This window comes from Brevundimonas sp. NPDC007368, assembly GCF_042869015.1.
GTDB lineage: Bacteria > Pseudomonadota > Alphaproteobacteria > Caulobacterales > Caulobacteraceae > Brevundimonas.
Genome location: NZ_JBIAFA010000006.1, coordinates 237,493 through 262,590, shown reverse-complemented (window position 1 = coordinate 262,590; position 25,098 = coordinate 237,493). Strand labels below are relative to the sequence as shown.

At 68.7% G+C, this 25,098-nt stretch carries 21 protein-coding genes; 5 read left to right on the top strand and 16 right to left on the bottom strand.

All coding sequences use genetic code 11. The features are described 5' to 3' along the window. Positions 1–38 precede the first annotated feature (38 nt). The 5 genes from ACFYLW_RS14705 to ACFYLW_RS14685 all read right to left on the bottom strand — a co-directional run bounded on the left by ACFYLW_RS14705 (position 39) and on the right by ACFYLW_RS14685 (position 8,504). A complete protein-coding gene (locus tag ACFYLW_RS14705) occupies positions 39–1,994 on the bottom strand; it encodes a potassium transporter Kup (protein WP_292084919.1) in 1,956 nt (651 codons plus the stop codon). A 73-nt stretch (positions 1,995–2,067) separates the two neighbouring features. Further along, on the bottom strand, positions 2,068–2,784 hold the full coding sequence (locus ACFYLW_RS14700; protein WP_292084918.1) for a thioredoxin family protein: 717 nt from the start codon (positions 2,782–2,784) through the stop codon (positions 2,068–2,070). Positions 2,785–3,025: 241 nt separating this feature from the next. After that, positions 3,026–5,242 carry a prolyl oligopeptidase family protein gene (locus ACFYLW_RS14695; RefSeq protein WP_390183202.1) on the bottom strand — a complete coding sequence of 739 codons (2,217 nt, stop codon included), beginning with the start codon at positions 5,240–5,242 and terminating at the stop codon, positions 3,026–3,028. A gap of 168 nt (positions 5,243–5,410) precedes the next feature. Beyond that, on the bottom strand, positions 5,411–7,585 hold the full coding sequence (locus tag ACFYLW_RS14690; protein WP_312065115.1) for a prolyl oligopeptidase family serine peptidase: 2,175 nt from the start codon (positions 7,583–7,585) through the stop codon (positions 5,411–5,413). A 115-nt stretch (positions 7,586–7,700) separates the two neighbouring features. Next, positions 7,701–8,504, bottom strand: coding sequence for an ion channel (locus ACFYLW_RS14685; protein ID WP_312065116.1), 804 nt, complete (start codon positions 8,502–8,504; stop codon positions 7,701–7,703). A 49-nt stretch (positions 8,505–8,553) separates the two neighbouring features. On the opposite strand from ACFYLW_RS14685, the gene dapF reads away from it, so the two are divergent. Next, on the top strand, positions 8,554–9,393 hold the full coding sequence (gene dapF / locus ACFYLW_RS14680) for a diaminopimelate epimerase (RefSeq protein WP_312065117.1): 840 nt from the start codon (positions 8,554–8,556) through the stop codon (positions 9,391–9,393). A 95-nt stretch (positions 9,394–9,488) separates the two neighbouring features. Beyond that, positions 9,489–11,768, top strand: coding sequence for an NADP-dependent malic enzyme (locus ACFYLW_RS14675; protein ID WP_312065118.1), 2,280 nt, complete (start codon positions 9,489–9,491; stop codon positions 11,766–11,768). A gap of 61 nt (positions 11,769–11,829) precedes the next feature. Here ACFYLW_RS14675 and ACFYLW_RS14670 read toward each other — a convergent pair whose 3' ends face one another. The 9 genes from ACFYLW_RS14670 to rdgB all read right to left on the bottom strand — a co-directional run bounded on the left by ACFYLW_RS14670 (position 11,830) and on the right by rdgB (position 21,857). Beyond that, positions 11,830–13,509 (bottom strand): AmpG family muropeptide MFS transporter, encoded by a 1,680-nt coding sequence (locus ACFYLW_RS14670; protein WP_312065119.1) that lies wholly within the window; start codon positions 13,507–13,509, stop codon positions 11,830–11,832. A gap of 41 nt (positions 13,510–13,550) precedes the next feature. Next, positions 13,551–15,101: a response regulator gene (locus ACFYLW_RS14665; RefSeq protein WP_390183201.1), complete on the bottom strand. Its 1,551-nt coding sequence runs from the start codon at positions 15,099–15,101 to the stop codon at positions 13,551–13,553. A gap of 54 nt (positions 15,102–15,155) precedes the next feature. Continuing rightward, positions 15,156–16,742, bottom strand: coding sequence for a YifB family Mg chelatase-like AAA ATPase (locus ACFYLW_RS14660; protein ID WP_313471856.1), 1,587 nt, complete (start codon positions 16,740–16,742; stop codon positions 15,156–15,158). A 79-nt stretch (positions 16,743–16,821) separates the two neighbouring features. Continuing rightward, the gene (gene gshB / locus ACFYLW_RS14655; protein WP_312063872.1) at positions 16,822–17,772 is read right to left on the bottom strand and encodes a glutathione synthase; all 951 of its coding nucleotides are present in this window, start codon (positions 17,770–17,772) and stop codon (positions 16,822–16,824) included. A 167-nt stretch (positions 17,773–17,939) separates the two neighbouring features. Next, complete coding sequence (locus ACFYLW_RS14650; protein ID WP_312063871.1) at positions 17,940–18,752, bottom strand: transglutaminase family protein; 813 nt, start codon at positions 18,750–18,752, stop codon at positions 17,940–17,942. Further along, on the bottom strand, positions 18,749–19,165 hold the full coding sequence (locus ACFYLW_RS14645; RefSeq protein ID WP_312063869.1) for a YraN family protein: 417 nt from the start codon (positions 19,163–19,165) through the stop codon (positions 18,749–18,751). Before ACFYLW_RS14645 ends, ACFYLW_RS14650 begins: the two co-directional genes overlap by 4 nt. A gap of 8 nt (positions 19,166–19,173) precedes the next feature. Beyond that, positions 19,174–20,049 carry a 16S rRNA (cytidine(1402)-2'-O)-methyltransferase gene (gene rsmI / locus ACFYLW_RS14640; RefSeq protein ID WP_292084904.1) on the bottom strand — a complete coding sequence of 292 codons (876 nt, stop codon included), beginning with the start codon at positions 20,047–20,049 and terminating at the stop codon, positions 19,174–19,176. Between the two features lie 46 nt (positions 20,050–20,095). Then, the gene (gene hemW, locus ACFYLW_RS14635) at positions 20,096–21,250 is read right to left on the bottom strand and encodes a radical SAM family heme chaperone HemW (protein ID WP_312063867.1); all 1,155 of its coding nucleotides are present in this window, start codon (positions 21,248–21,250) and stop codon (positions 20,096–20,098) included. After that, positions 21,243–21,857, bottom strand: a complete 615-nt coding sequence (rdgB, locus tag ACFYLW_RS14630) for an RdgB/HAM1 family non-canonical purine NTP pyrophosphatase (RefSeq protein ID WP_312063866.1) — start codon at positions 21,855–21,857, stop codon at positions 21,243–21,245. Before rdgB ends, hemW begins: the two co-directional genes overlap by 8 nt. 446 nt (positions 21,858–22,303) lie before the next feature. On the opposite strand from rdgB, the gene ACFYLW_RS14625 reads away from it, so the two are divergent. The 3 genes from ACFYLW_RS14625 to ACFYLW_RS14615 are packed head-to-tail and all read left to right on the top strand — an operon-like array spanning position 22,304 to position 23,761. Next, positions 22,304–22,912, top strand: a complete 609-nt coding sequence (locus ACFYLW_RS14625; protein ID WP_312063865.1) for a DUF2975 domain-containing protein — start codon at positions 22,304–22,306, stop codon at positions 22,910–22,912. 23 nt (positions 22,913–22,935) lie between these two features. Beyond that, positions 22,936–23,169, top strand: a complete 234-nt coding sequence (locus tag ACFYLW_RS14620) for a helix-turn-helix transcriptional regulator (protein WP_292084896.1) — start codon at positions 22,936–22,938, stop codon at positions 23,167–23,169. Position 23,170: 1 nt separating this feature from the next. After that, entirely contained in the window at positions 23,171–23,761 is a 591-nt protein-coding gene (locus ACFYLW_RS14615) for a Smr/MutS family protein (protein WP_312063864.1), read from the top strand. 6 nt (positions 23,762–23,767) lie between these two features. Here the strand turns inward: ACFYLW_RS14615 and ccmB are convergent, their stop codons facing one another. Further along, positions 23,768–24,433: a heme exporter protein CcmB gene (gene ccmB / locus ACFYLW_RS14610; RefSeq protein ID WP_312063862.1), complete on the bottom strand. Its 666-nt coding sequence runs from the start codon at positions 24,431–24,433 to the stop codon at positions 23,768–23,770. Beyond that, positions 24,430–25,053: a heme ABC exporter ATP-binding protein CcmA gene (gene ccmA / locus ACFYLW_RS14605; protein WP_312063874.1), complete on the bottom strand. Its 624-nt coding sequence runs from the start codon at positions 25,051–25,053 to the stop codon at positions 24,430–24,432. The genes ccmB and ccmA overlap by 4 nt, the downstream gene beginning before the upstream one ends. Between the last annotated feature and the right edge of the window lie 45 nt (positions 25,054–25,098).

Below are 25,098 nucleotides of genomic sequence, written 5' to 3'. Positions count from 1 at the left end.
GCGCGCGGCCGAACTTTTGCCCTTGGGCGTACCACCACTCATACGGAAACCTGCGTGCCCAGTTCGACCACGCGGCCGGGCGGAATATGGAAGAAGTCGGTCGGATTGGCGGCGTTGCGCATCAGGAAGATGAACAGCTTGTCCTGCCACAGAGGCATGCCCTGACGCGCCGACGGCACCACCGAGCGACGGCCCAGGAAGAAGCTGGTCGACATGATGTCGAACTTCAGACCCTGCTTGCGGCACAGGCCCAGGGCGCGCGGCACGTTCGGCGTCTCCATGAAGCCGTAGGTGATGGTCAGCCGTTTGAAGTCATCGCTGATCGGCTCCATCGTCACGCGCTGGCTGTCGGCCACGCGGGGCCGGTCGGCGGTATGGACCGTCAGGATGACGTTCTTCTCGTGCAGCACCTTGTTGTGCTTGAGGTTGTGCATCAGGGCCACCGGCGCGACCTCGGGGTCCGAGGTCAGGAAGATGGCCGTGCCAGGCGCGCGATGCGGCGGCCGCGCCTTCAGCATCTCGATCAGGTCATGCAGGGGCAGGCTGTCCTTGCGGGTCTTCTCGGTCAGAATCTGGGTGCCGCGCACCCAGGTCCACATGATCAGCACCAGGCCGCCGCCCAGCACCAGAGGCATCCAGGCGCCGTCGGGGATCTTCAGCAGGTTGGAGGTCAGGAAAACGCCGTCGATGATGCCGAACGGCACAAGGGTGCCCAGCACCGCCCACATCGGCCACTTCCACTTCTTGGTCACCACCGACCATGACATCAGAGTGTTGACCAGCATGGTGCCGGTGACGGCCACGCCATAGGCCGCCGTCAGATTGTGCGACGACTGGAAGGTCAGCAGCAGGAAGAGCACGCCGATCATCAGCAGGCTGTTGACCGCCGGGACGTAGATCTGGCCGGCCAGGGTCTCGGAGGTGTTGCGGATGTCGATGCGGGGCAGGAGACCCAGCTGGACCGCCTGTTGGGTCACCGAGAAGGCGCCTGTGATCACCGCCTGGCTGGCGATGACCGTGGCCGCCGTGGCCAGGATCAGCATGGGCCAGTAGATCATCTGCGGCACCATGTTCCAGAACGGGTTGTCCGCCGCGCCGGGGTTGTCCAGCAGGAAGGCGCCTTGGCCCAGATAGTTGAGCGTCAGGCAGGGCAGGACCACGAACAGCCAGCCCTGACGGATCGGCGCCTTGCCGAAATGGCCCATGTCCGCATAGAGGGCCTCGGCCCCCGTCACGGCCAGGAAGACGCTGCCGAGGATGACGAAGCCGAGGAAGCCGTCCTTGAGCAGCAGCTCGACGCCATAGGTCGGCGACAGGGCGCGCAGGATCGAGATGTCGTCGAAGATGTGCGTCAGACCCAGCACGCCCAGGCTGAGGAACCAGACGGCGGTGATGGGGCCGAAGAACCTGGCCAGGCCGGCCGTGCCGCGCGACTGGACCAGGAAGAGGGCGATCAGGATGCCTGCCGAAATCGGCAGGATGAAGGGGTCCAGCTCGCCGTTCAGGCCGGGCGCGTCCTTCAGCCCCTCGACCGCCGACAGCACCGAGATGGCCGGCGTGATGACGCCGTCGCTGTAGAAGAGGGCCGCGCCGCAGACGCCGAGGATGAACAGCCAGGCGCTGCGCCGGCCGACCGCGTGCTGGGCCAGGGCCATCAGCGACAGAGTGCCGCCCTCGCCCTTGTTGTCGGCCCGCATCAGGAACATGACGTATTTGAACGTCACCACCACCATCAGGGCCCAGAAGGCCAGCGACACCACGCCGATGATGGCCAGCTCGCCCCCGACCCCCTTCTGGGCGTGGCCGATGGCTTCGCGCAGGGCGTAGATCGGGCTGGTGCCGATGTCGCCGAAGACCACGCCGATGGCGCCCAGGATCAGGGCGCGATGCGTCGCCTTGCCGTGTCCCTGCGGAGAGGGAGTCCCGGCGTTCGGTTGTTCGGAAGCGTTTGCGGCGGACGTTGTCGCGTCGCCGCGGGGCGTATCCCCAGCCATGCATGACCTCCGGGCCGCGCGGAGGACGCGCCCATTAACAGCGGCGGGCCTTTAGACCCTTTCCGTCAGCGGTTCAATCGGGCCTCGGTTCCGCCCGCCGCGCCGCCGACAGAATGCGCCGGTCGGCCTTGGCCTGGACCAGAACTACGACGTTGTCTTCAGACGAGGAATCGCCCGGAAGGGCGAAAAGGACGGGGCGGCCGGTCCAGTCGCCCAGACGATGCACCTGGCGCACCACATTGACGTGGCGCACGGCCTGACCGCGATTGTCGCCTTGGCGCACCTCGACGGTCTGCAGGCCCGGCTGATAGACGACGGCCAGGATTTCGGCCCCGCCGCGCGGCGGGCGGCCCGAACCGACCCCGACCCGGTCGCCGGTCTCGCGGAACTCGATTTCGGGCGGATGCAGGCGCGCGGCGGCCTCGGCGTCGATGGCGGCTTGAAGTTCGGGCGAGCGGGCGCCCGACAGCTGACGCCGCCCATCGACCACCACCTGGGGCGTCGAGACGTTTCTGAGCTTCAAGGCCTGGCGATAGGCCTGCTGGCGGGCGGCGAACTCCGGCTTGGCGAAGGTGTCGGACCAGCCCAGATAGTCCCAGTAGCCGACGCCGTAGGTCAGGGCGATGACCCCCGGCGCGTTCGCCACCGCCTCCAGAGTGCGGTTGGCCTCGGGACAGCCGGAACAGCCCTGGGCCGTGAACAGCTCGACCACCACCGGCTGGACCGCAGCGTCGCGTTCGCGCGGCGGTGCGGCGGCGGCGGTCAACAGGCAGAGGCCTGCCGCCGCCATCACCCCGATCCTGATCAAGCCTTTTGCCGTCATCCGACGATCCTAGCCGCTCGGCCCGCCCGCGCCGCTCATAAAACCGTGAAGGGTGAAACCTCACAGACTTCCTTGGCCTATCGCGCTTCGCGCTGCTTGAGGCCGCGTGTCATCCCGGCCGTAGAGCCGGGACCGCCCAGGACGCCGACGTCCGCGCCTTGGGCGATCCCGGATAGCGGCGAAGCCGCTTCCGGGATGACGCCGAGGGTCAGTCCATCAGTTGCTGGGCCAGATAGACGTAATGCCTTGCCCAACGGCGGGCGTTGGCGACCGGATCGGCGTCGTTGGAGTGACCGCCCGCCGTGTCCTCGTAATAGAGGTGGTCGTGGCCCTGGTCGCCCAGGCGCGCCGCGAACTTGCGGGCGTGGCCGGGGTGGACCCGGTCGTCGCGCGTGTTGGTGGTGATGTAGACGCGCGGGTATTTCACCTCGGGCCGCAGCTGCTGATAGGCCGAGTAGCGGGCGATGAACTCGGCGTCGCCGGGGATGCGCGGGTCGCCGTACTCGCCGATCCACGAGGCGCCGGCGGGCAGGTCCTGATAGCGCAGCATGTCGATCAGCGGGCTTTCGATCACCGCCGCGTTGAACAGCTCCGGGTGCTGGGTGATCGACACCGAGGTCAGGACTCCGCCGTTGGAGCGGCCATAGATGCCAAGGTGACGCGAGCTGGTGATCTTGCGCTGCTCCAGATCGCGGGCCACGGCGGCGAAGTCGTCAAAGGCGCGCTGGCGGTTTTCACGCAGGGCCGCCTGGTGCCAACCGGGGCCGAACTCGCCGCCGCCTCGGATGTTGGCCTGAACGAAGACGCCGCCGTTCTCGAGCCACAGCTTGCCCATCTCCGGCTTGTAGGCGGGCGGGAAGCTGGCTTGGAAGCCGCCGTAGCCGAACAGGATGGTCGGGCCGGTCCCATCCATCGCCAGGGTCTTCGGCCGGGTGACGAAGTAGGGGATCTTCGTCCCGTCGGTCGAGGTCGCCTCGAACTGCTCGACCACATGGGTCGAGGCGTCGAACTTGGCCGGGGCCGACTTCAGCTCGGTCAGGGCGGCGGTCGAGACGTCCGCCAGGCTGAGGGTCGGCGGGGTCAGGAAGCCCTGGGTCGAGACGAAGACCTGACCCTTGGACTTCGAGCTATCGCCCAGGCCCACGGCGGTGTTGGCGGGGACCGCGATGTTGGTCGCGGTCCAGGGGAACTCTCCTTGAGGAGTGAGGACCGAAAGACGACCGCTGACATTGTCGTTGATCGCTACAACCAGCCTATCCGACAGAACCGCCACGTCGGCGATGGACTGCCGAGGGCTCGGAACAAAAGCTTGGCTTGCAAAGTGGCTAGGGACCGGACGCGAACCGTCGGGACGATCATGCAGGCTGTCAAGCGCCATCACCATCAAGGCGCCCGCTGGACCGCCGCCATATCCCAGAATATCCCGACTGAAAGCTTCTTCCGGCGTGAACACCAGCTTCCCATCCAGCATGCCGTAAATGCTGACTCGTTCGGGAATGCGGAGCTTATAGGTCCGACCATCCACGAACCGCCACGTCTCCGAGCGGAAGGTGTCCAGCGGGCGGCTGAACAGCACGGCCTCGACCGCCCCGGCCTTGTCGCGGAAGACCATGGGCAAGACGCCGTAGCCGCCGTCGGACTGCTGGCCGCGATAGACCTCGGTCGCATGGCCCAGCGGATGACCGCGCTTCAGGGATTTGACGATGAAGGGATAGCCCGACTCGGTCATCGTGCCCGGGCCGAAGTCGGTGGCGATCAGCAGGGTGTCGCGGTCCAGCCAGGTCAGGCGGTGCTTGCCCTCGGGGATGACGAAGCCGCCCTCGACGAAGGTCTTGGTGGTCAGGTCGAACTCGCGGACGGTCACGGCGTCCTTGCCGCCGTCCGACAGGTTGATCAGGCAGCGGGTCTCGTCGGGGGCCAGGCAGTTGGCGCCCTTGAACACCCAGTCGCGGCCTTCGGCCTTGGCCAGGGCGTCGATGTCCAGCAGGGTCTCCCACTGGGGCCGGTTGCTGCGATAGCTGTCCAGGGTCGTGCGGCGCCAGACGCCCTTGGGATTGGCGGCGTCCTGCCAGAAATTGCCCAGGCCCTCGCCCAGGAAGCTGACGCCGGGGATGCGGTCGGTCGCCGTCAGGATGGCCTCGGCCTGCTGACGGAAGGGTTCGTAGCGGCGGTCGCCGGTCAGGGCGGCCAAGGCCTTCTCATTCGAGGCGGCGACGAAGGCGCGGGCCTCGGCCCCGTCCACCTCTTCCAGCGCCAGATGATCGTCGACGGCCTTGACCCCCTCGGGCGTCAGGTCGCGCGGGAAGTGAGGCGGCGGATTGGTCGCAGAGGCGGCGGCGGGATCGACCGGCGCGCTCTCGGCCAGGGCCGGCCCGGCGGCGAGGATCAGCACCGGCAGGGCGGCGGACAGGAACAGGGACTTCATGAAGTTAAACTCCGCTTTCGAAATCCTCCCCTGCGTCAGCGGGGGAGGGGGACCGCCGCCAGGCGGTGGAGGGGGCGGAACCAACCTCGGCGTTCGGGGTCGCCCCCTCCACCACTTCGTGGTCCCCCTCCCCCGTTCGCCAAGGCTCACAGGGGAGGATTGAGCCGACTACCGCTGCGCCGGTTCGTCCATCAGGCGGCGCGTCAGATAGGTGTATTCCAGCGCGATGCGGCGGGCCGTTTCGCGCAGGTTGGCGCCGGCCGCGTGGCCGCCGTCGGTGTTTTCATAGAAGAGGACCGGGTAGCCCAGCTCCTCCATCCGCGCCGCCGCCTTGCGGGCGTGGCCGGGGTGGACGCGGTCGTCCTTGGTCGAGGTGTGGATGAAGACCTCGGGGTAGGGCTGCCCCGCCGCCAGACGCTGATAGGGCGAGTATTCCTCGATCCAGGCGCGCTGTTCGGGGATGTCAGGGTTGCCGTACTCGCCGATCCACGAGGCCCCGGCCAGCAGCTTGTGGAAGCGCAGCATGTCGAACAGGGGCACCTGGATGACCGCCGCGTTGATGAGGTCCGGGCGCTGGGTCAGCATGGCCCCCATGAACAGGCCGCCCTGTGAGCCGCCCATGATCCCCAGGTGCGGCTGAGAGGTGATCCCGCGCGTGATCAGGTCCTGGGCCACGGCTTGGAAGTCCTCGTGGGCGCGCTGACGGTTCTCCTGCTGGGCGGCCTGGTGCCACTTCGGACCGAACTCGCCGCCGCCGCGCGTATTGGCGATGACATAGACGCCGCCGCGCTCCAGCCACAGCTTGCCGACCGTCGGCGAATAGCCGGGCAGCAGCGACGACTGGAAGCCGCCGTAGCCATACAGAAGCGTCGGGTTCGAGCCGTCCATGGTCATGGCGTCCTTATGGACGACGAAATAGGGGATCATCGTGCCGTCGGCGCTGCGCGCCTCGAACTGATCCACCCGCATGCCCGTGGCGTCGAACTTGGCGGGCAGGGACTTGGTCAGGGCGACCGCGCCGGTCGCCGCGTCCGCCAGATAGAGGCTGGACGGGTTCAGATAGCCGGCGACGCTGACGAAGATCTTGTCGTCCTGCTCCGAGGCCGAACCGACGCCGACGGTGACGTTTTGCGGCAGGTCCAGACGGGTGCGCGCCCATTCGCCGGACGGGTTCGGACGGTAGACATAGACCGAACCGCGCACGTTTTCATAAAGCGCCACGACCAGGGTGTTGCGGGTGGCGCTGATGCCCTCGATGGCCTCGCGCTCGCCGGGACGGATGATCAGTTGCGCCGGGGTCTTGGGATCAGCCAGCCAGGCCTTCAGGTTCCAGGCGATGACGTCGCCGGTCTTGAATTCCTGCCCCGAGGGCGCGGTCCAGTCCTGATCCGTCGTCACCACCATCTGGCCGGCGACCAGGGCGTTGATATTGCCCTTGAGCGGCAGCTCCAGCTTCGTCGTCGAGCCGTCGGCGTTCAGGCGCCAGGTTTCGCTTTCATAGAAGTTGATCCCCCGGTTCAGCAACACGGCCTGCACCGCGCCGTCGGCGTCGCGCAGGGTGTAGCCCGAGACCGAGACGTCGGTCTTCTGCCCGGCGAAGACCTCGACCGCCTGATCGACGCTCTGGCCGCGCTTCAGCAGGCGCACGGTGCGCGGATAGCCCGAATCCGTCAGCGATCCCTCGCCGAAATCGCGCGAGATCAGCAGGGTGTCCTTGTCGATCCAGCTGGCGCCGCCCTTGGATTCCGGCAGGCTGATGCCGCCCTCGACGAAGGTCTTCGTCACGCTGTCGAACTCGCGGATGGTGACCGCGTCCTTGCCGCCGTTCGACAGGGAGACCAGGCAGTAACGCTCTTCGGGCGGCAGGCAGCTGGCGCCCTTGTAGACCCAGTTGGCGCCCTCGGCGGCCGACAGGGCGTCGATGTCGAGGATGGTCTCCCAGGTCGGCGTCGCGGTGCGGTAGCTGTCCAGCGTCGTGCGACGCCAGATGCCGCGCACATGCGTCGCGTCCTGCCAGAAGTTGTCGATGTGGCCGTCGTGGGTGAAGCCGGGCGAGGGAATGCGGTCGCGCGACTGCACGATGTCCAGCGCCTGCTGGTGCAGGGCCTCGTAGCGCGGGTCGCCCTGCAGCGTGCCGAGGGAATGCTCGTTGTGGGTCTTGACCCAGGCCATGGCGCGCTCGCCCTCGACCTCTTCCAGCCAGATGTAGGGATCGGTCGCATCGCTGGTCGCGAAGCCCGGCGTGGAGGCGGCGGCGGGCGTGTCGGTCGAATGGGCCATGGCGACGGGAGCGGCTCCGGCGGCGAGAAGAAGGGCGGCGGCGGACGCCAGAGTGCGGATCATGTTTTCATTCCCCAACAGAAATTGGGCGGCACCTTGGCGAGACACGAGGACTGCGGCAAGCGGCGGAAATCTTACAAGCCTGTCATCTTTCGTCGCAGCGACGACGGAACGGGCGTCAATCGCCCTCATCCGGGATGCACAGGATCTGGCCGCAGGCCTTGCAGTGGACGGCGTCGGGATCGTGCTTCTGCAGACCGCAGGTCGGGCAGGGGAACTTGACCTTGTGCGGCCGGATCAGGGTCTGGGCCAGGCGGATGAAGAGGGTGATGCCCACCAGCATGACGATGATCGAGATGACCCGGCCCCAGTTGCCCGGCAGGGTGATGTCGCCGAACCCCGTCGTCGTCAGGGTGGCGACGGTGAAATAGAGGGCGTCCAGATAGCCGTTGATGTGCTCGGCCTTGCCCCGGAAATAGGCATAGACGAAGCCGGTCACGACGAAGACGAAGGTGATCAGAGCGGCCAGGGCCCGTGTGATTTCCTCGACCCGCGTGTCGTCGAAGCGGCGGCCGATGGTGCGCCAGAACAGGTCGCTGTTCAGCAGGCTCCACAGCCGCAGCAGCCTCAGGAAGCCGAGGTTGGCCAGCCAGACCGGGAACAGCAGGGTCGCCAGCACGAACAGATCGACCCAGACGATCGGCCGTTTCAGCCAGTCGCGGATGTCGGAATAGGCATAGGCCCGCGCCGCCAGATCCAGCCCCAGAACGGCGGCGATCAGATAGTCCATCACATAGAAGACCCAGCCCGCCTCCTTGAGGATCGGCGTGGCCAGGAAGAAGGCGATGATGGCCAGGTCGATGACGATGACCATCAGGCGGAACTTCACCGCCGCCGGCTGGGAGCCGTGATAGAGGTAGCGCAGCCGCGCCCTCAGCCGCAGACCTTCGGATTTGCCGGTTTCGCTGTGCTCTGACGCCATCGTCGCCAGCGATACATGAACCGGCGAAAAATCCTATATGAAGGCGGACATGACCCAGGCTGCTCGCCCCTATATCCGCATGAACGGCGCCGGAAACGCCTTCATCGTCGTCCAGGCCTTCGAGGAAGGCTTCCACCCGACCGAGGAACAGGTGCGCGCCCTGGCGGACCCGGCGGCGGGTCTGGGCGGCTTCGACCAGTTGATCGGCGTCGAGCCGTCCGAGACCGCCGACGCCTTCATGCGCGTCTGGAACGCCGACGGCTCGATGGTCGAGACCTGCGGCAACGCCCTGCGCTGCGTCGGCTGGCTGCTGCTCGAAGCGACCGGCAAGGAACAGGTGATCATCGACACCCTCGGCGGGCCGACGACGGCGCGTCGGGCGGGGGATCATCTGGTGACCGTAGACATGGGTCACCCCCGTCTCGACTGGTCCCAGGTGCCGCTCGCCGAGGAGATGGACACGCGCGGCATCGAGCTGCAGGTCGGGCCGATCGACGCCCCCCTGCTGCACACGCCGGGCGCGGTCTCGATGGGCAATCCCCACGTGGTCTTCTTCACCGATCAGCAGGACGACGCCTTCGTGCGCGGCTCGGGCTCCCTGGTCGAGCATCACCCGCTCTTCCCCGAGGGCGTCAATGTCGGCTTCGCCAAGGTCATAGACCACGATCATATCCGTCTGCGGGTGTGGGAGCGCGGGGCGGGTCTGACCCTGGCCTGCGGCACCGGCGCCTGCGCGGCCCTGGTGGCCACCGCCCGGCGCGGCCTGACCGCTCGCAAGGCGACCGTGATCGTCGACGGCGGCGAGCTGATCATCGACTGGGACGAAGCCACCGATCACGTCTTCATGACCGGCCCGGTCGAGATCGAGCGCACCGGGCTCTTGTCATAAAGCTCAGCAATCCGCCGCCTGACGTTGCGTCAACGGTTGTCCCCACCCGTCCCACGATCTAGGAACGAGAGGCGCCTGCCCTTCCCGAGATCGAAATGCCCGAATTGACCGACAAACAGACCTTCTCCGACGACGACGCCCTGGAGTTCCACAGCGCGCCGACCCCGGGCAAGATCTCCATGGCCCCGACCAAGCCGATGGCGACCCAGCGCGACCTGTCGCTGGCCTATTCGCCGGGCGTGGCCGTGCCGGTCCTGGCCATCGCCGAGGACGTGGATAAGGCCTACGACTATACGTCCAAGGGCAATATGGTCGCGGTCATTTCGAACGGCACCGCCATCCTGGGCCTGGGCAACCTCGGTCACATGGCCTCCAAGCCGGTGATGGAGGGCAAGTCGGTCCTGTTCAAACGCTTCGCCGACGTCGACAGCTTCGACGTCGAGGTGAAGACCACCGACCCCGACGAGTTCGTCACCGTGGTCAAGAACATCGGCGACACCTGGGGCGGCATCAACCTTGAGGACATCAAGTCCCCGGAATGCTTCGAGATCGAGGCCCAGCTGCAGGACCTGCTGGACATCCCGGTCTTCCACGACGACCAGCACGGCACGGCCATCATCTCGACCGCCGGCCTGATCAACGCCGCCCATATCGTCGGCAAGAAGCTGGAAGACCTCAAGGTCGTCCTGTCGGGCGCCGGGGCCGCGGGCCTGTCGTCCATCGCCCTGATGAAGGCCGCCGGCGTCAAGGCCGAGAACACCGTCATCTGCGACCGTCAGGGCGTCATCTACAAGGGCCGGGACAACGTCTCGCAATGGCAGGCGGCCCACGCCACCGACACGCCCCTGCGCACCCTGGCCGAAGCCATGGTCGGCGCCGACGTGGTGCTGGGCCTGTCGGCCAAGGGCGCGATCAGCAAGGAGATGGTCGCCTCCATGGCGCCCAATCCGATCATCTTCGCCATGGCCAACCCCGACCCGGAAATCACCCCGGAAGACGTCAAGTCGGTGCGGTCGGACGCCATCATCGCCACCGGCCGCTCGGACTATGTGAACCAGGTCAACAACGTCCTGGCCTTCCCCTATCTGTTCCGCGGCGCCCTGGATGTGCGCGCGCGTCAGATCAACCACGAGATGAAGATCGCCTGCGCCCACGCCCTGGCCGCGCTGGCCCGCGAGGACGTGCCGGACGAGGTGGCCGCCGCCTATCGCGGCCGCAAGCTGAAGTTCGGCCCGGAATACATCATCCCGACCCCGTTCGATCCGCGTCTGATCTGGTACATTCCGCCCTTCATCGCCCAGACGGCGATGGACACCGGCGTGGCCCGCAAGCCGATCGAGGACATGGAGGCCTATCGTATCGCCCTGCGTCAGCGGGTCGATCCCTCCGCCGCCCTGATGCAGAAGATCTCCTCGGCCGTGCGCTCGGGACCCAAGCAGCGCGTCGTCTTCGCCGAGGGCGAGGAGCAGTCGGTCATCCGCGCCGCCTGGGCCTTCAAGCAGGGCGACCTGGGCACGCCCATCCTGGTCGGTCGCGAGGACCTGATCCGTCAGAACGCCGCCGAGGCGGGCCTGAATTTCGACGACCTGGGCATCGAGGTGATGAACGCCCGCGTCTCGGAGCGGAACGCCGAATACGTCGAGTGGCTTTACAACCGCCTGCAGCGCCGGGGCTATCTGCGCCGCGACGTGCAGCGGATGATCAACCAGGACCGCAACTACTTCGGCGCCGCCATGATCGCGCGCGGCCAGGCCGACTGCATGGTCACCGGCGTGACCCGCAACTTCAACATGGCCCTGAAGGAGGTCCGCCGGGTCCTTGACGTCAAGGACCGCATGATAGGCCTGTCGATCCTGCTGGCCAAGGGCCGCACCCTGTTCGTGGCCGACACCTCGATCCACGAACTGCCCAACGCCGCCGAACTGGCCGAGATCGCCGTCAAGGCCGCCGCCACAGTCAAGAAGCTGGGCCGCAAGCCGCGCGTCGCCTTCCTCAGCTACTCGACCTTCGGCGATCCGCCCGGCGATCGCGGCGAGAAGGTGCGCGAGGCCATTCGCATCCTGGACGCCATGGACGTCGATTTCGAATACGAAGGCGAAATGCCGCCCGAGCTGGCGCTGAACCCCGAAGCCCGCGCCAACTATCCCTTCATGCGCCTGACCGGCGACGCCAATGTCCTGGTCATGCCGGCCATCCACTCGGCGGCCATCTCGACCCGTCTGGTGCAGTCGCTGGGCGGCGCCACGGTGATCGGCCCGCTGCTGGTCGGTCTGGAGAAGTCGGTGCAGATCGTCCCGCTGGGCGCCTCGGTCAGCGAGATCATCACCGCCGCCACCTTCGCCGCCTACGCCGAGGGCGCCGAGGTCGAGGACTGATCGCTTTCCATCGCTGGAACGTCGAGAGGCGGCCTTCGGGCCGCCTCTTTGCGTTTGGGCTTCAGGCTTCGCGCTTCAGGCGGCGCAGTTCAAAGGTCTGGCGCACCCACTCGGCGGCGCAGAAGACCACCGCGATCAGGCCCAGCCAGGCGGCCACCACGAACATGGCGGCGTAGCCCTGACGCTCGATCAGTTCGCCCAGGGCCCCGCGCCCCAAGGTGCCGATCAGCAAGGCCAGGGAGGTGAAGACGGCGAACTGGACCGCGCCGAACATCTTGTTGGAAAGGGCCGACAGATAGGCGACGAAGGCGGCGCCCGCGAAGCCGCCGGCGATGTTCTCGCCCGCGATGGCCAGCATCAGCCGCGCCATCGGTTCGCCCAGGTGGAACAGGCCGAAAAGCTTGTAAAGGCCGCTGACCTGCATGAAGCCGTGGATGAAAGGCGCGCCGAGCGCCAGGTCCATCATCAGCAGGTTGGTGGCGGCCGACAGCACCGCGCCCAGCAGCAGGCTGGCCATCCGCCCGATGACCAGAAGCGCCCAGCCGCCCAGGCCGATGCCCAGGATGGTCATGACCACGCCGAAGGTCTTGGACGCCAGGGCGATCTCGGTCTTGGTGTGGCCCAGCGCCCCGCCGGTGTCACCCATGTAGAAGGGGAAGGCGAACGGGCCCCAGACCCCGTCGGTGATACGGTAGGTCAGGATCAGGCCCAGAACGATGACCGCGCCCCAGCCCAGACGCCCCATCAGCTCGACCAGGGGCGCGAGGATGGCGTCATAGAGGGTATTCAGCAGAGCCGGAGCGTCGCGCTCGACGGGCGCCGGCCCGGTCTTGCCGCCGCGCCAGACGATCAGTCCGGCCAGAAGGGCGGGCAGGATGACGGCCCCGCCGACGATCCATGGTCCCCAGGTGGCGGTGAATTCGCCCGCGCTCGGCGCCGGCGTGACGCTCAGCGCAGTGACCATGAAGCGGATCAGCATGAAGGCCGCCCAGACCCAGGCGGCCAGAGTGACGACCAGAGCCGTCATGCGCAGGCGCGGCGAGCCGATGCGCTCGCGGGCGATGGCCTGTTTCGGCGCCGGCTTGGGCTCGGGCGCGATCAGGGTCCCCAGCAGGCCCAGGCCCATCAGGCCTGCGCCGATGACGAAGGTCGAGGACCAGCCGAGATGATCGGCCAGCACCAGGGCGCCCGCGCCGCCCACAAGCGCCGCCGTGCGGAAACCCAGCTGATAGACGGTGGACAACAGATCGACCGGCACGCGCTCGTCAGCGACCTCGATCCTCCAGGTGTCGATGACGATGTCTTGGGTCGCCGAGGCGAAGGCGCCCAACGCCGCCGCCCCCGCCAACATGGCGATCGCGCCCGTGCCCGGGTGCGACAGGGCGATGGTCAAAAGGGCGCCGACCAGAACGACCTGGCACAGGATCAGCCAGGACCGGCGCCGTCCCATCTTGCCGATGATCGGCGGGGTCAGGCCGACCGAGGGCGACCACAGAAACTTGAACGCTCCGAACAGACCCACCCAGGACAGGACGCCGATCGTGGCCACCGAAACGCCCGCGTCCGACAGCCAGGCGTTCAGGGTGCCGAACAGCATGGCGAAGGGCAGACCGGCGGAGAAGCCCAGAAGCAGCATGGCCAGGGTGCGGCGCTCACGAAACGCCGCCTTCAACACGCCCAGACCTTTCGGCGACGGGTGCAGGGCCGCGACCTCGGAAGCGGGCGTCTTCGTATCGGTCATGCGGGTCTCCGGCGGACGCCGCCGGACACGGGCGGTCGTGGTTACTGGGCGCCGACCTTGGCGCGGTTGCCGACGTTCGTCCAGCGGGTCAGGGCGGCGCGCAGGGCGTCGGCCTCCAGCGGCTTGGTCAGATGGTCGTTCATGCCCGCTTCCAGACAGGCGATGCGGTCCTCGGCGAAGGCATTGGCGGTCAGGGCCACGATCGGCGTGCGCTCGCCGCGTTCGCGCAGCGCCCGCGCCGCCGCCGGACCGTCCATGCGCGGCATCCGCATGTCCATGAAGATCAGGTCGAAGCGGGCTTCCTTCAGCGTCAGCAAGGCCTCGTGGCCGTCAGCCGCCGTCTGGACCACGCAGCCCTCGCGGCGCAGCAGGGTCTTGGCCAGAAGGGCGCCGACCGGATTGTCCTCGACGAGCAGGACGCGCAGCCCTTTGAAGGCGACGGGCGTGACGCGATCGTCATCCTGGGCGCGCGCCGTGGGAGCCGCCAGGCCCTTGCGGCGACCCGCCGCCGCCAACACGCGCTCGGCCAGCGAGGCCCGACGCAGCGGCTTGATCAGATAGCCGTGGAAGCCCGCCGCCCGGTAGCGGTCGATCAGATCGCGTTCGCCGGCTTTCAGCAGGATGATGGCCTCGCCCTGCGACGGCTTGACCATCAGGGCGCCGTCCTCAGCCATGGCGTGGTCGATCAGGGTCACGCCCGCCTGCCGCGCGACTCGCCCGCCCGAAGCTTCGATCTGGGCCGTCGCCGCCTGGCGCACGAAGGGGTCGGGGCTGCGCACCGCCACCGCCACGCCGTCCAGAGGACGGGGGCGAGGCGCAGCGCCGGCCGCCACGGCGAAGGGGGCCTCGAAGCGGAAGCGGGCGCCGGGTCCGTCAGGCCTGTCGCTCACGGCGACCGTGCCGCCCATGGCCTGGGCCAGGCGCCGGACCACCGCCAGGCCGAGACCTGCGCCGTCGAAGCGGGCGGCGTCCGAGGCGTCGGCGTGGCCGAACTCGTCGAAGATGCGACCGCGCGCCTCTTCGGGCACGCCCGGGCCGGTGTCATCGACGACGAAGGCCAGACGTGGACGGGCGGCGGTTCCGCCCGCGCGCTCGACCGTCAGGCGGACCCCGCCCCGGTCGGTGAATTTCACGGCGTTGCCGGCCAGATTGAACAGGACCTGCCGCAGGCGCCCCTCGTCGGCGATCACATCGGGCGCATCGGCGGCGACGGACCAGACGAGCTCCAGCCCCTTGTCGTGGGCCCTGGGGCTGAGCAGTTCGGCCACGCCGCGCGTCAGGCCTTCCAGATCGACCGGCGAGGCGTCGAACTCCAGCGCGCCCGCCTCAAGGCGGGCGAAGTCCAGCAGGTCGTTGACCAAACCCAGCAGGTGCTCGGCCGACTTCTGCGCCGCCTCGGCGTAGGCGCGTTGGGCGCCGTCCAGTTTGGTCCGCGACAACAGGCCCAGCATCCCGATCACCCCGTTCAGGGGCGTGCGCATCTCATGGCTCATCAGACGCAGGAATTGCTGTTCCGGCGCGTCCGAGGGCCCTCCGGGGGGGGCGGCGGGCGTGATCTCGGTCGGTGCGTGCGTTCTGCGTGCCTGTCCCATGACGGCGACCCTAACGCCCAAGGGTTAAGCGTGGCCGAACGAGGATTTCAAACTTCAGAAGGCGGTCGTCTCGGTTCGATGCGCGGTCTGACGGTCGAAATCGCCTTGGGCCCCGACCGTGGTGCGGCGGTACATCAGGGCCTCGGCGACGTGGCGACGCAGCACCCCGGTCGAACCGTCCAGGTCGGCGATGGTGCGCGCCAGTCGGAGAGTCCGGGTCCAGCCATGCGCCGTCAGCCCCCCGGCCTCGCCCGCCCGCATCAGCAGGGCCCGGCCCGCATCGTCGGGCGCGGCGAAGCGGTCCAGGGTCTCGCCCGAGGCGCGGGCGTTGATCGCCTGATCGCGCGCCTTGTCGGGGTCAAAGCCCGCCGCACGGACGCGTTCCTCCTGCTGGGCGCGAGCCGTCGCCACGCGAGCGGCGGCCTCGGCGGTGCCCTCGGCGGGCGCGGGCAGGGCCATGTCGGCGGCGGTCACCGGCGGCGTCTCGACCGTCAGGTCGATACGATCGAACATCGGGCCCGAGATGCGGTTCTGATAGTCCCTCTGGCAACGCGGGGCCTTGCCGCAGGCCCCGCGCCCGACGCCGCCGAGACCGCAGCGGCAGGGGTTCATCGCCGCCACCAGCTGGAAGCGGGCCGGATAGCGGACATGGGCGTTGGCGCGCGCCACCACGATCTCGCCCGTCTCCAGCGGTTGCCGCAAGCTGTCGAGCGCCTGGGCCGAATATTCCGGCAGTTCATCCAGGAAGAGCACGCCATTGTGGGCCAGCGAGGCCTCGCCCGGCTTGGCCCGCAGACCGCCGCCGGTCAGGGCGGCCATGGAGGCGGAGTGGTGCGGAGAACGAAAGGGCCGGTCGCGGGTCAGAGCCCCGCGCTGGATCAGACCCGCCACGGACCAGACCATCGAGGTCTCCAGCAGTTCCTGCGGCGTCAGCGGCGGCAGGAGGCCCGGCAGACGCTGGGCCATCATCGACTTGCCCGACCCCGGCGGGCCGATGAACAAAAGATTGTGCCCCCCCGCCGCCGCGATCTCCAGCGCTCGCTTGGCGCTTTCCTGACCCTTGACCTCGCGCAAGTCGGGTATTGCCCCGCCCGCCGTCACCGGACCCGGCTCAGGCGCGCGCAACACCTGCGTGCCTCGGAAATGATTGATCAGGCCGATCAGGGATCGGGGCGCCAGGATGGCGGTCTCGCCTGCCCAGGCGGCTTCGGGTCCATTGGCCTCAGGACAGATGAGGCCCAATCCCATGGCCCCAACGGCCATGGCCGCCGGAAGCGTGCCGCCCACGGCCGCGATCTGACCGTCCAGCCCCAGTTCGCCGACCGCCGCCCACCCATCAAGGGCGTCAGGCGCGATCACCCCCATGGAGGCCAGAAGCGCCAGGGCGATGGGCAGGTCGAAATGGCTGCCCTCCTTGGGCAGGTCGGCGGGCGCCAGGTTGGCGATGACCTTCTTGGGCGGCAGGGCCAGGCCGATGCCCGCAAAGGCCCCGCGCACCCGTTCGCGGCTCTCGGCCACCGCCTTGTCCGGCAGGCCGACGATGGCGAAGGCCCCGGCGGGCGTCGCCACCTGCTGCACCTCGACATCGACCCGACGCGCCTCGACCCCGTCGAAGGCGACCGTCACCACCCGCGCGACCATGGGCTCCCTCCCGCTGACCGGAAGAGAACAAATCACGAACCTGGACGAACTGCAAGAGCGTCGTTACGCGATGTGGCGCTTAGATCGCCTCGCGCTTCTTCTTCTCAATCACGTCCCACATCAGGGCCGTGGCATCGACGCCGCTGAACTTCAGTAGCTGCTGGGCGCCGGTGGGCGAGGTGACGTTGATCTCCGTCAGATAGTCGCCGATCACGTCGATGCCGACGAAGATCAGGCCGCGCTCCTTCAGGTAAGGACCGATGGCGGCGCAGATTTCCAGGTCGCGCGGGGTCAGCTCGACCGGGGCCGCCGTGCCGCCGACGCGCAGGTTGGAGCGCACCTGATCCTTGGCCGGAATGCGGTTGATGGCGCCGACCGCCTCGCCGTCGATCAGGATGATGCGCTTGTCGCCCTTGGACACGGCGGGAATGAATTTCTGGATCACCAGAGGGTCGCGCGACCCGGCGGCGTGAATCTCGATCAGGGCTTCCAGGTTCGGGTCGTCGGCCTTGAGCCGCACCACGCCCGAACCGGCGGCGCCGTGCAGGGGCTTGAGCACCACGTCGCCGTGACGGCGGTGGAAGTCGACCAGGGCGACCGGGTCCGACGACACCAGGGTCGGCGGCTGCAGGCCGGGGAAGAGGGTGGCGATCAGCTTCTCGGGCGCCGAGCGGACCTCGGCCGGATTGTTGACCACCAGGGTCTTGGGATGGACCCGTTCCAGCAGATAGGTGGCGGTGACATAGGCCATGTCGAAAGGCGGGTCCTGACGCATCAGGATGACGTCCACGTCCTCGGCCAGATCAAGAACCACCTCGGGGCCGAAGTCGGCGTGCTCGCCCTGCACCATGTTCACCGTCACCGGACGGGCGCGGCAGAACAGACGGCCCTCGTCCAGCGCCAGGGTGCGGAAGTCATAGACCCACAGCCTGTGTCCGCGCGCCTGGCCCGACAGGGCCATCAGGAAGGTGGTGTCGGACTCGACGTTCACCGCCTCGAGCGGATCCATCTGGATGGCGACTTTCAGCATGGGCGGGGAGTCCTTGGTAGAAGAGGGCGCTATCGCTCGCGCTGCGGGCGCTTGCTGTTTGAGCTAGTTTTAGTTCGCTATGCTCGCGTCGCGGACGCTCGCGGCTTGAGCGCCGCCTGTGACGCTCAAGCTCCTACTTGATGGCGCCGAGCACGCGCCGCAAGGCTTCAGTTCAGGCGCATCCGCACCCGATCCATGCTGGCGCGGTGAGCGTCGGCGGGGCCGTCGACGGCGCGGGCGCGCGACAGGGCCTGCAGGGCCCCGGTCAGGGCCCCCTGCTTCTCGCGCGCGGCGGCGACGTCCAGCCAGGGGCGGTGATCTTCGGGGGCCAGCAGGGCGCGACGCAGGGCTGAGCGCTCGGCGCCCTCATAGTCCTCGACCACCAAGGCGCGGGCGAACAGGACATTCTGCAGCCGGATCAGGGCCTGGCGGTCGCTGACCGGCGCCATCAGCAGGTCCAGCCGGTCGGCGACGTGCGGCGTCAACCCCGCCAGAAGGGCGCGCCGCGTCAGTTCGCTGGGCAAAACCAGGCGGCCCTGACTGAAAGGGTCCAGCGCCACAGGCCCGTCGGGCGTCTCGACCCGCAAAAGGACGTGGCCGGGGAAGTCCACCGCCGCCGCCTTCAGTCCGGCACGTCGCGCCGCGTCGAGGTAGAATATCACCAGGGCCGCCGACAGGCCGCGCCGCCGTTCGGCCACGTCGATGATGTCGGTGTTGCCGGGATGGTCGTAGCTCAGCAAGTCGCCGTTCAGCCGCAGGTCTGCGGCCATGGTCTCGGCCAGGGCGTCGTCGGGACTTTCGTGGGCGGCGCGCTCTCTGACCCTTTGCGCGGCCTGATCCGCCAGCAGTCGCACCGCCTCCGGGTCGCGGAAGGGATAGTCGTGGATGGCGCAGGCGATGGCGCAGTCGAGCAGGGGAAAGCCCTCGTCCCCGGCGCTTCCCGCCTGGGTCAGAATGGTTTCCGCCTCGTCCCGGGTCACCGGATGTCCGCTCCTGTCGAGATCACCCCGCGAAGATGACGCGGAAATCGTCCGGGAGCCAGCGCCACCATATCAATCCGCAGGTTCAGCCCCTGCAACGAGGGTCGGCTGCGGGCCACGGCCGCGCCGGCCGAAGCCAGTCGATCATGCTGCTCCGGCCCCAGGGACAAAATCGCTGCTTCAATGGTTTGCCGCCGCTTGACCTCGACCACCGCCAGGGTGCGGCCGCGTCTGGCCAGGATGTCGATCTCGCCGCCCCGACCCTTCAGGCGAAAGGCCAGAATCTGATACCCCTTGAGCATCAGCCAAAGGGCGGCGATCCATTCGGCGCCGTGGCCCTGCCGATGCGACCGTCCGCCCAACGCCTGACGCCAGCCCGACTTGGGCCGACGCGGCGACGAACGGGGCCGCAAGCGGGGCTTCACCCCCGACCCTGCATTTCCAGCGCCCGCTTGTAGAGCGGCTTGCGGGGCAGGTTCAGCGCCTTGGACACCTCGGCGGCGGCCTCGCCCGGCGGCAGGCGGGTCAGGGCCTCGGCCAGGGCCGCGTCGGCGTCGGCGGCGCTGGCGACCTCGGCCTCGCCGGGGCCGATGACGACGACGATCTCGCCCTTGGGCGCGTCGCAGCGTGGATCGGCGGCCAGTTCGGACAGCGTCCCGCGCACCGCCTCTTCATAGAGCTTGGTCAGTTCGCGGGTGACGGCGGCCGGGCGGTCGCCCAGCACCACCGCCATGTCGGTCAGGCTGTCCTTCAGGCGCGGGCCGCTTTCGAAGAAGACCAGGGTCTGACGCCCGACGCGCAGTTCCTCCAGCATGGTCTTTCGCGCCCCCGACTTGGGCGGCAGGAAGCCGGCGAACAGCACCCGGTCGGCGGGCTGGCCCGCCAGGCACAGGGCGGCCAGCAGGCTGGAGGCGCCGGGGATGGGATGGACCGGCAGGCCCTCGTTGATGGCGGCGCGGGCCACGACATAGCCGGGGTCCGACACCAGGGGCGTGCCCGCGTCCGAGACCAGGGCCACGACCTCGCCCGCCTTCAAACGCTCTACGGCGATCTCGGCGGCGCGCGCCGAGGCGTGATCGTCGCAGCGTTCGAGTTTGGCGCGCAGGCCATAGGCGGTCAGCAGCTTGGCGGTGACGCGTGTGTCCTCGGCCAGGACCAGATCGGCGGCGGCCAGAACGTCCAGCGCCCGCAGCGTCATGTCGCGCAGGTTGCCGATGGGCGTGGCCACCAGATAGAGGCCCGGCGCGACGGAACGCGCGGGCGGGGCGGTCGGCGGGAAGAGGGAGGCGTCTGACATCGGCGCGACCCTGCCAGCCCCGGCCCTTCGGGTCTAGGTCGAGCGCCTAGGTCAGCAGGGCTTTCAGCACGGCGTCGAGCAGGGGCCGCCCCCGCGCCGTGGCGGCGATGCGGCCGCCTTGCAGTCCAAGAAAGCCGTCGGCGATCAGGTCGGCCAGCGGTCCGGTCGTCTCGGACAGACCGAGCCTGTGCAGCAAGGGCAGGGGCACGCCCTCGACGGTGCGCAGACCCAGCAGGACCAGTTCCTCGGCGGCGCCGGACGCATCCATCGTCTCACGCTCGGTCCAGGGCGTTCCAGCGGCGACGCCCGCGACATAGTCGGCGATGCGGCGGTGGGCGACCGTGGCCGTCCGCTCGCCCCCCAGGGTCAGCCGCCCGTGGGCGCCGGGGCCGAGGCCCAGATAATCGCCGCCGCGCCAGACGTGCAGATTGTGGCTGGAGCGCGCCGCGACGTCGCGCGCATGGTTGGACACCTCATAGGCCTCGAACCCCGCACCCTCGAGCACGTCTTGTGTGGCTTCATAGAGAGACGCCGCCAGATCCTCGTCCGGCGGGATCAGGGTTCCGCGCGCGAAGGCCCGGCCAAAGGCCGTCGTCGGCTCTATGGTCAGTTGATAGGGCGAGACGTGCTCGAACCCCAGGTCCAGCGCCGTGGTCAGTTCCGCCGTCCAGTCGGCCACGGATTGCCCCGGTCGGGCGTAGATCAGGTCGATGGACAGACGCGGGAAGGCCCTGGCGGCCGTCTCGACCGCCCGCCGGGCCTCCGCCGCCGAGTGGTCGCGACCGAGGAAGGTCAGGGCCGCGTCGTCGAACGACTGCACCCCCATGGAGAGACGATTGATCCCGGCGGCGGCCAGAGCGGCGTAGCGGCCCGCCTCGGCGTCGGTGGGGTTGGCCTCCAGCGTGATTTCTATGTCTCCTGCCGGAGGGAAAAGCGCCTTGGCTCGCGCGATCACCGCCGCCACGGCCTCCGGCGGCATCAGGGACGGCGTGCCGCCGCCGAAGAAGATCGAGGCCAGACGACGCGGCGCGACCAGCGACGCCTGCGCCTCCATGTCGGCCAGGATGGCCTGGACCAGCCCGGCCTGCTCCTCGACCCGCCCCCGGTCGCGCACGACGTTGAAGTCGCAATAGGGGCAGATGCGGGCGCAGTAGGGCCAGTGAACATAGAGGGCGAGCGAACCTGACAGGTCGTCAGTCAATCAGCGCCGCCTTGAGCCGGGCGAAGGCGCGGGCGCGGTGGCTGAGGGCGTCCTTCTCCACCGGGTCCATCTCGCCGAAGGTCAGATCCGAACCTTCCGGCCGGAAGATCGGGTCATAGCCGAAACCCCGGTCGCCGCGCGGCGGGAAGACCAGATCGCCGTCGATGCGCCCCTCGACCACCACGCAGGGGCCGTCGGGCCAGGCCACGGCCAGAGCCGAGGTGAACCAGGCGCGGCGATCCCCCAAAGATCCCGAGACGCCGATCTCCTCCAGCCGCGCCTCGACCTTCTTCATGGCCATGGCGAAGTCCTTGCCCGGCCCTGCCCAACGCGCCGAGAAGATGCCCGGCGCCCCGTCCAGGGCCGCGACCGACAGGCCCGAGTCATCAGCCAGAGCCACCTCGCCCGAGGCCTCGGCGGCGTGACGCGCCTTCAGCATGGCGTTGCCGACGAAGGTGCTCTCGGTCTCGTCCGGCTCAGGCAGGTTGAGGCTGCCGGCCGTGACGATCCTGTAATTTCCATCCAGCAGCGCTTCGATCTCGCGCGCCTTGCCCGGATTGTGGGTCGCGGCCACCAGCCGCATCCCCTTGATCAGCTTGAGATTCATGACGCGACCTTAGTCCTGTCCGATGCATTGCGGAAGTTTAACATCGTTAAACGATATGTAACGTGCTTTTCGGCGGGGTCGCCCCTATCTTCAATCTCAAGAACGGGGGTCGCACCGTTCGGACGAGGCGAGAAAGACGCAAGATTCACCCAGCGACACAACAGAAACGCACGAAAATCGTGCAATCACGGAGAGATACGATGCAAGCGATGAAAACCTCGATCTGGATGGACCGCGTCGGCCACGGCTTCTTCAACGCCCTTCTGCTGGCCGCCCTGCCCACCGCCGCCATCGCCATGGTCGTCCAGAGCCTGTGATCCGGCTCTGGATCGTACCGGGGGCTTTGACGATCAGCATGAACACCGCGAAGAATAGCGCCGCGTGAGGGTTCGCCGGACCCCGCGCGGCGATCGCCGCCCGAACCACCCGGCCTGAGATCTGACTTCATGCGCTTCCCGAAACTGCCTGCTATCGGGATAAGAGCGCCGCGCCTGACCGGCGCGAACCTGCGGACACCCAATCTGAGAACCATAGGCCCCGGCTCTGTCTCCAGCCTGCTGAAGATCGCCCTGGACGTCGCCTATGTCCTGCTGACCCTGATCACCGGCGTGCTGCTGCTGCTCTGGGTCGCCTCCATCTTCATTCCCATCGACGGTCTCTACGTCACCGCCACCGACGGCGACAACGGCCGCCAGATCCCGCTGACCCGCCCCCTGCTCCTGTTCGGCGTGGGCGCCATGACCGCCTATTTCGGCGGTTTCCTGATGATCCTGCGCGGTCTGCGAAAGATTTTCCGCACCCTGACCCTGGGCGACCCCTTCCAGCCCGACAATGTTCGCCGCCTGCGCCAGATCGGTCTGATCCTGGCCATCGTGACCGGCGGCGTCTGGGTGGCCCAGGGTTTGGTGGCGGCGCGACTGGCCCCCGGGGTGATGGAGCCCCAGGGCGTCAGCGACCTGCTCACCCCCGTCTTCTCCATCCTCGTCGTCTTCGTCCTGGCGGAGGTCTTCCGCGAAGGCGCGCGTCTGCGCCGCGAATCCGAACTGACGATCTGATCTGGAAACGCTAAGCTCACCCCATGGCCATTCGCGTCCAACTTGACCGCATTCTCGCCGAACGGCGCATGTCGCTGACGGAGCTCGCCGACCGCGTCGGCGTGACGGTCGCCAACCTGTCGATCCTCAAGACCGGCAAGGCCCGCGCCGTGCGCTTCTCGACGCTGGACGCCCTGTGCCGCGAACTGGACTGCCAGCCCGGCGACCTGCTGGCCCACGAGCCCGGTCCCGGAGACGTCTTCGACGGCGAGGACTGAGGTGGCCCGCAAAGGCCCTTCAGACCCCACTGACGACGACAAACGCATCTGGGCCAGGGTGACCGGCACGGTGACCCCGCCCGCGCGCCGCAAGGCCGCCCGCGTCACCCCCGGCGCGGTCGTGCCTGATCCTGAAACTCCGCTCGTTGCCGCCAAGCCCGCGCGCGGCGTCGCCGGCAAGAAGCGCAAGGCGCCCGATCAGACGCCGAGTTTCGAGGCCCTGGGCCTCGTCGCTCCCGCCAAGTCGACGACGAGTCGCGCCCGTCCGACGCCCGAGGAGCTGGAGCCGCGCCGCCAGCGTCGCCTGTCGCGCGAACGCGATCCGATCGAGGCGCGCATCGACCTGCACGGCTTCGGCCGCTTCGAGGCCGAGGACCAGCTGCGCGGCTTCCTCATCAGCTGCCAGATGCGCGGCCTGCGCTCCGTTCTGGTCATCACCGGGCAGGGACGACGCGGCGGCGGGATCATCCGCGGCTCTGTGCACGACTGGCTGACCGGCCCCCACCTGCGCGGCGTGGTGTCCGGCTTCGCCTCGGCCCACCGGCGCCACGGCGGCGACGGCGCCCTTTACGTCACCCTGAAGCCGCGCTGAACCCTCCTAGCCCTGAGCGTTTCGGATCGCCGCCGCTCCAGCGACCGGGGCGATGACCATCGCGAACAGGACATAGGCGCCCAGCAGGGCCAGGGCCGACATCGGATCGCCGCCGCCCGCGGCCCGGGTCAAGGCCCCCGCGCCGAACACCACCGGCGGGATGAAGAGCGGCAGGACCACCACCGCGATCAGCAGGCCGCCGCGCCTGGCCCCCAGGGCCAGAGCAGCGCCGAGCGTCCCGGTGAAGGCGAAACCCAGACCGCCGAGCGCCGCCGCCAGCGCCGTCAGGCCGATCAGTTGGGCCGGCTGGCCCAGGGCCAGAGCCGCCACCGGCGCCGCGATGGCCAGCGGCAGGCCGGTCGCCAGCCACTGGGCCAGGGCCTTGATCGCCACTGTCGCCTCCAGCGGCAGGGGGCCGAGCGCCAGCAGGTCCAGCGACCCGTCTTCCAGATCGCGCTCAAACAGACGCTCCAGCGACAACAGGGAGGCCAGGGCCAGAGCCATCCAGCTGGCGCCGGAAGCCGTCGGGGCCAGAACGCGCGGATCGCCGCCCGCCGCCAGCGGCAGGATGGCCGTCAGGCACAGCATGAAGCCGCAGGCCAGCAGAGGCCCGCCGCCCCCACCCCAGGCCAGCGACAGCTCGCGGCCGAACAGGACCCGCACGGCCTTCAAGACAGGCCCCCGAGATCCAGATTGCGCGCCGGAACGGGCAGGGGATCGTGCACCGCCGCCAGGATCATGCCACCGGACGCGAGATGCGCCGCCATCAACTCGGCGGCGACCGTCCGCCAGCGCTCGTCCAGCGGGGCCAGGGGTTCGTCCAGCAGCCACAGGGCGCGCGGCGCGGCCACCAGCCGGGCCAGCGACAGCCGACGCTTCTGCCCCGCCGACAGCTTGCGGGTCTCCAGATCGAGCAGGGGCGCCAGCGACAGCCGCGCGACGGCGGCCTCGCGCGCGGCCTCATCCCCGCCAAGCCATGCCGTCTGGAAGCCGAACTCCTGACGCGCCGTCCGCGTCGGCTTCAGCCCTTCGAGATGGCCCAGCAGATGGACGCCGCCCTGCCGCACGGCCTCCGAATCCAGCGCCTCACCGTCCGCGCCGACAAAAGTGATCGTCCCCGAATCCGGCCGGATGAAGCCCCCCACGGCGCGCAGCAGGCTGGTCTTGCCGGCGCCGTTGGCCCCGGTCAGGGCTACGGCCTCGCCCGCCGAAAGGCGCAACGACAGGCCCCGAAACAGGACGCGCTCGCCGCGCGACAGGCTCAGGCCCTCGATGTCGATCGTCTTCAGCATGGCCCCGCCGAGTTGCGAACCATTCTCGATGTCCATGACAGCGTT

Bases quoted from the DNA above. Each gene is read 5' to 3' on its own strand.
- ACFYLW_RS14685 (WP_312065116.1), bottom strand. From the start codon at position 8,504: ATGGCGTCAGAGCACAGCGAAACCGGCAAATCCGAAGGTCTGCGGCTG.
- gshB (WP_312063872.1), bottom strand. From the start codon at position 17,772: ATGCTGAAAGTCGCCATCCAGATGGATCCGCTCGAGGCGGTGAACGTC.
- ACFYLW_RS14665 (WP_390183201.1), bottom strand. From the start codon at position 15,101: ATGGGACAGGCACGCAGAACGCACGCACCGACCGAGATCACGCCCGCC.
- ACFYLW_RS14690 (WP_312065115.1), bottom strand. From the start codon at position 7,585: ATGATCCGCACTCTGGCGTCCGCCGCCGCCCTTCTTCTCGCCGCCGGA.
- ACFYLW_RS14670 (WP_312065119.1), bottom strand. From the start codon at position 13,509: ATGACCGATACGAAGACGCCCGCTTCCGAGGTCGCGGCCCTGCACCCG.
- ACFYLW_RS14620 (WP_292084896.1), top strand. From the start codon at position 22,936: ATGGCCATTCGCGTCCAACTTGACCGCATTCTCGCCGAACGGCGCATG.
- rsmI (WP_292084904.1), bottom strand. From the start codon at position 20,049: ATGTCAGACGCCTCCCTCTTCCCGCCGACCGCCCCGCCCGCGCGTTCC.
- ACFYLW_RS14705 (WP_292084919.1), bottom strand. From the start codon at position 1,994: ATGGCTGGGGATACGCCCCGCGGCGACGCGACAACGTCCGCCGCAAAC.
- ACFYLW_RS14625 (WP_312063865.1), top strand. From the start codon at position 22,304: ATGCGCTTCCCGAAACTGCCTGCTATCGGGATAAGAGCGCCGCGCCTG.
- dapF (WP_312065117.1), top strand. From the start codon at position 8,554: ATGACCCAGGCTGCTCGCCCCTATATCCGCATGAACGGCGCCGGAAAC.
- ACFYLW_RS14695 (WP_390183202.1), bottom strand. From the start codon at position 5,242: ATGAAGTCCCTGTTCCTGTCCGCCGCCCTGCCGGTGCTGATCCTCGCC.
- ACFYLW_RS14675 (WP_312065118.1), top strand. From the start codon at position 9,489: ATGCCCGAATTGACCGACAAACAGACCTTCTCCGACGACGACGCCCTG.
- ccmA (WP_312063874.1), bottom strand. From the start codon at position 25,053: ATGCTGAAGACGATCGACATCGAGGGCCTGAGCCTGTCGCGCGGCGAG.
- ACFYLW_RS14660 (WP_313471856.1), bottom strand. From the start codon at position 16,742: ATGGTCGCGCGGGTGGTGACGGTCGCCTTCGACGGGGTCGAGGCGCGT.
- rdgB (WP_312063866.1), bottom strand. From the start codon at position 21,857: ATGAATCTCAAGCTGATCAAGGGGATGCGGCTGGTGGCCGCGACCCAC.
- ACFYLW_RS14700 (WP_292084918.1), bottom strand. From the start codon at position 2,784: ATGGCGGCGGCAGGCCTCTGCCTGTTGACCGCCGCCGCCGCACCGCCG.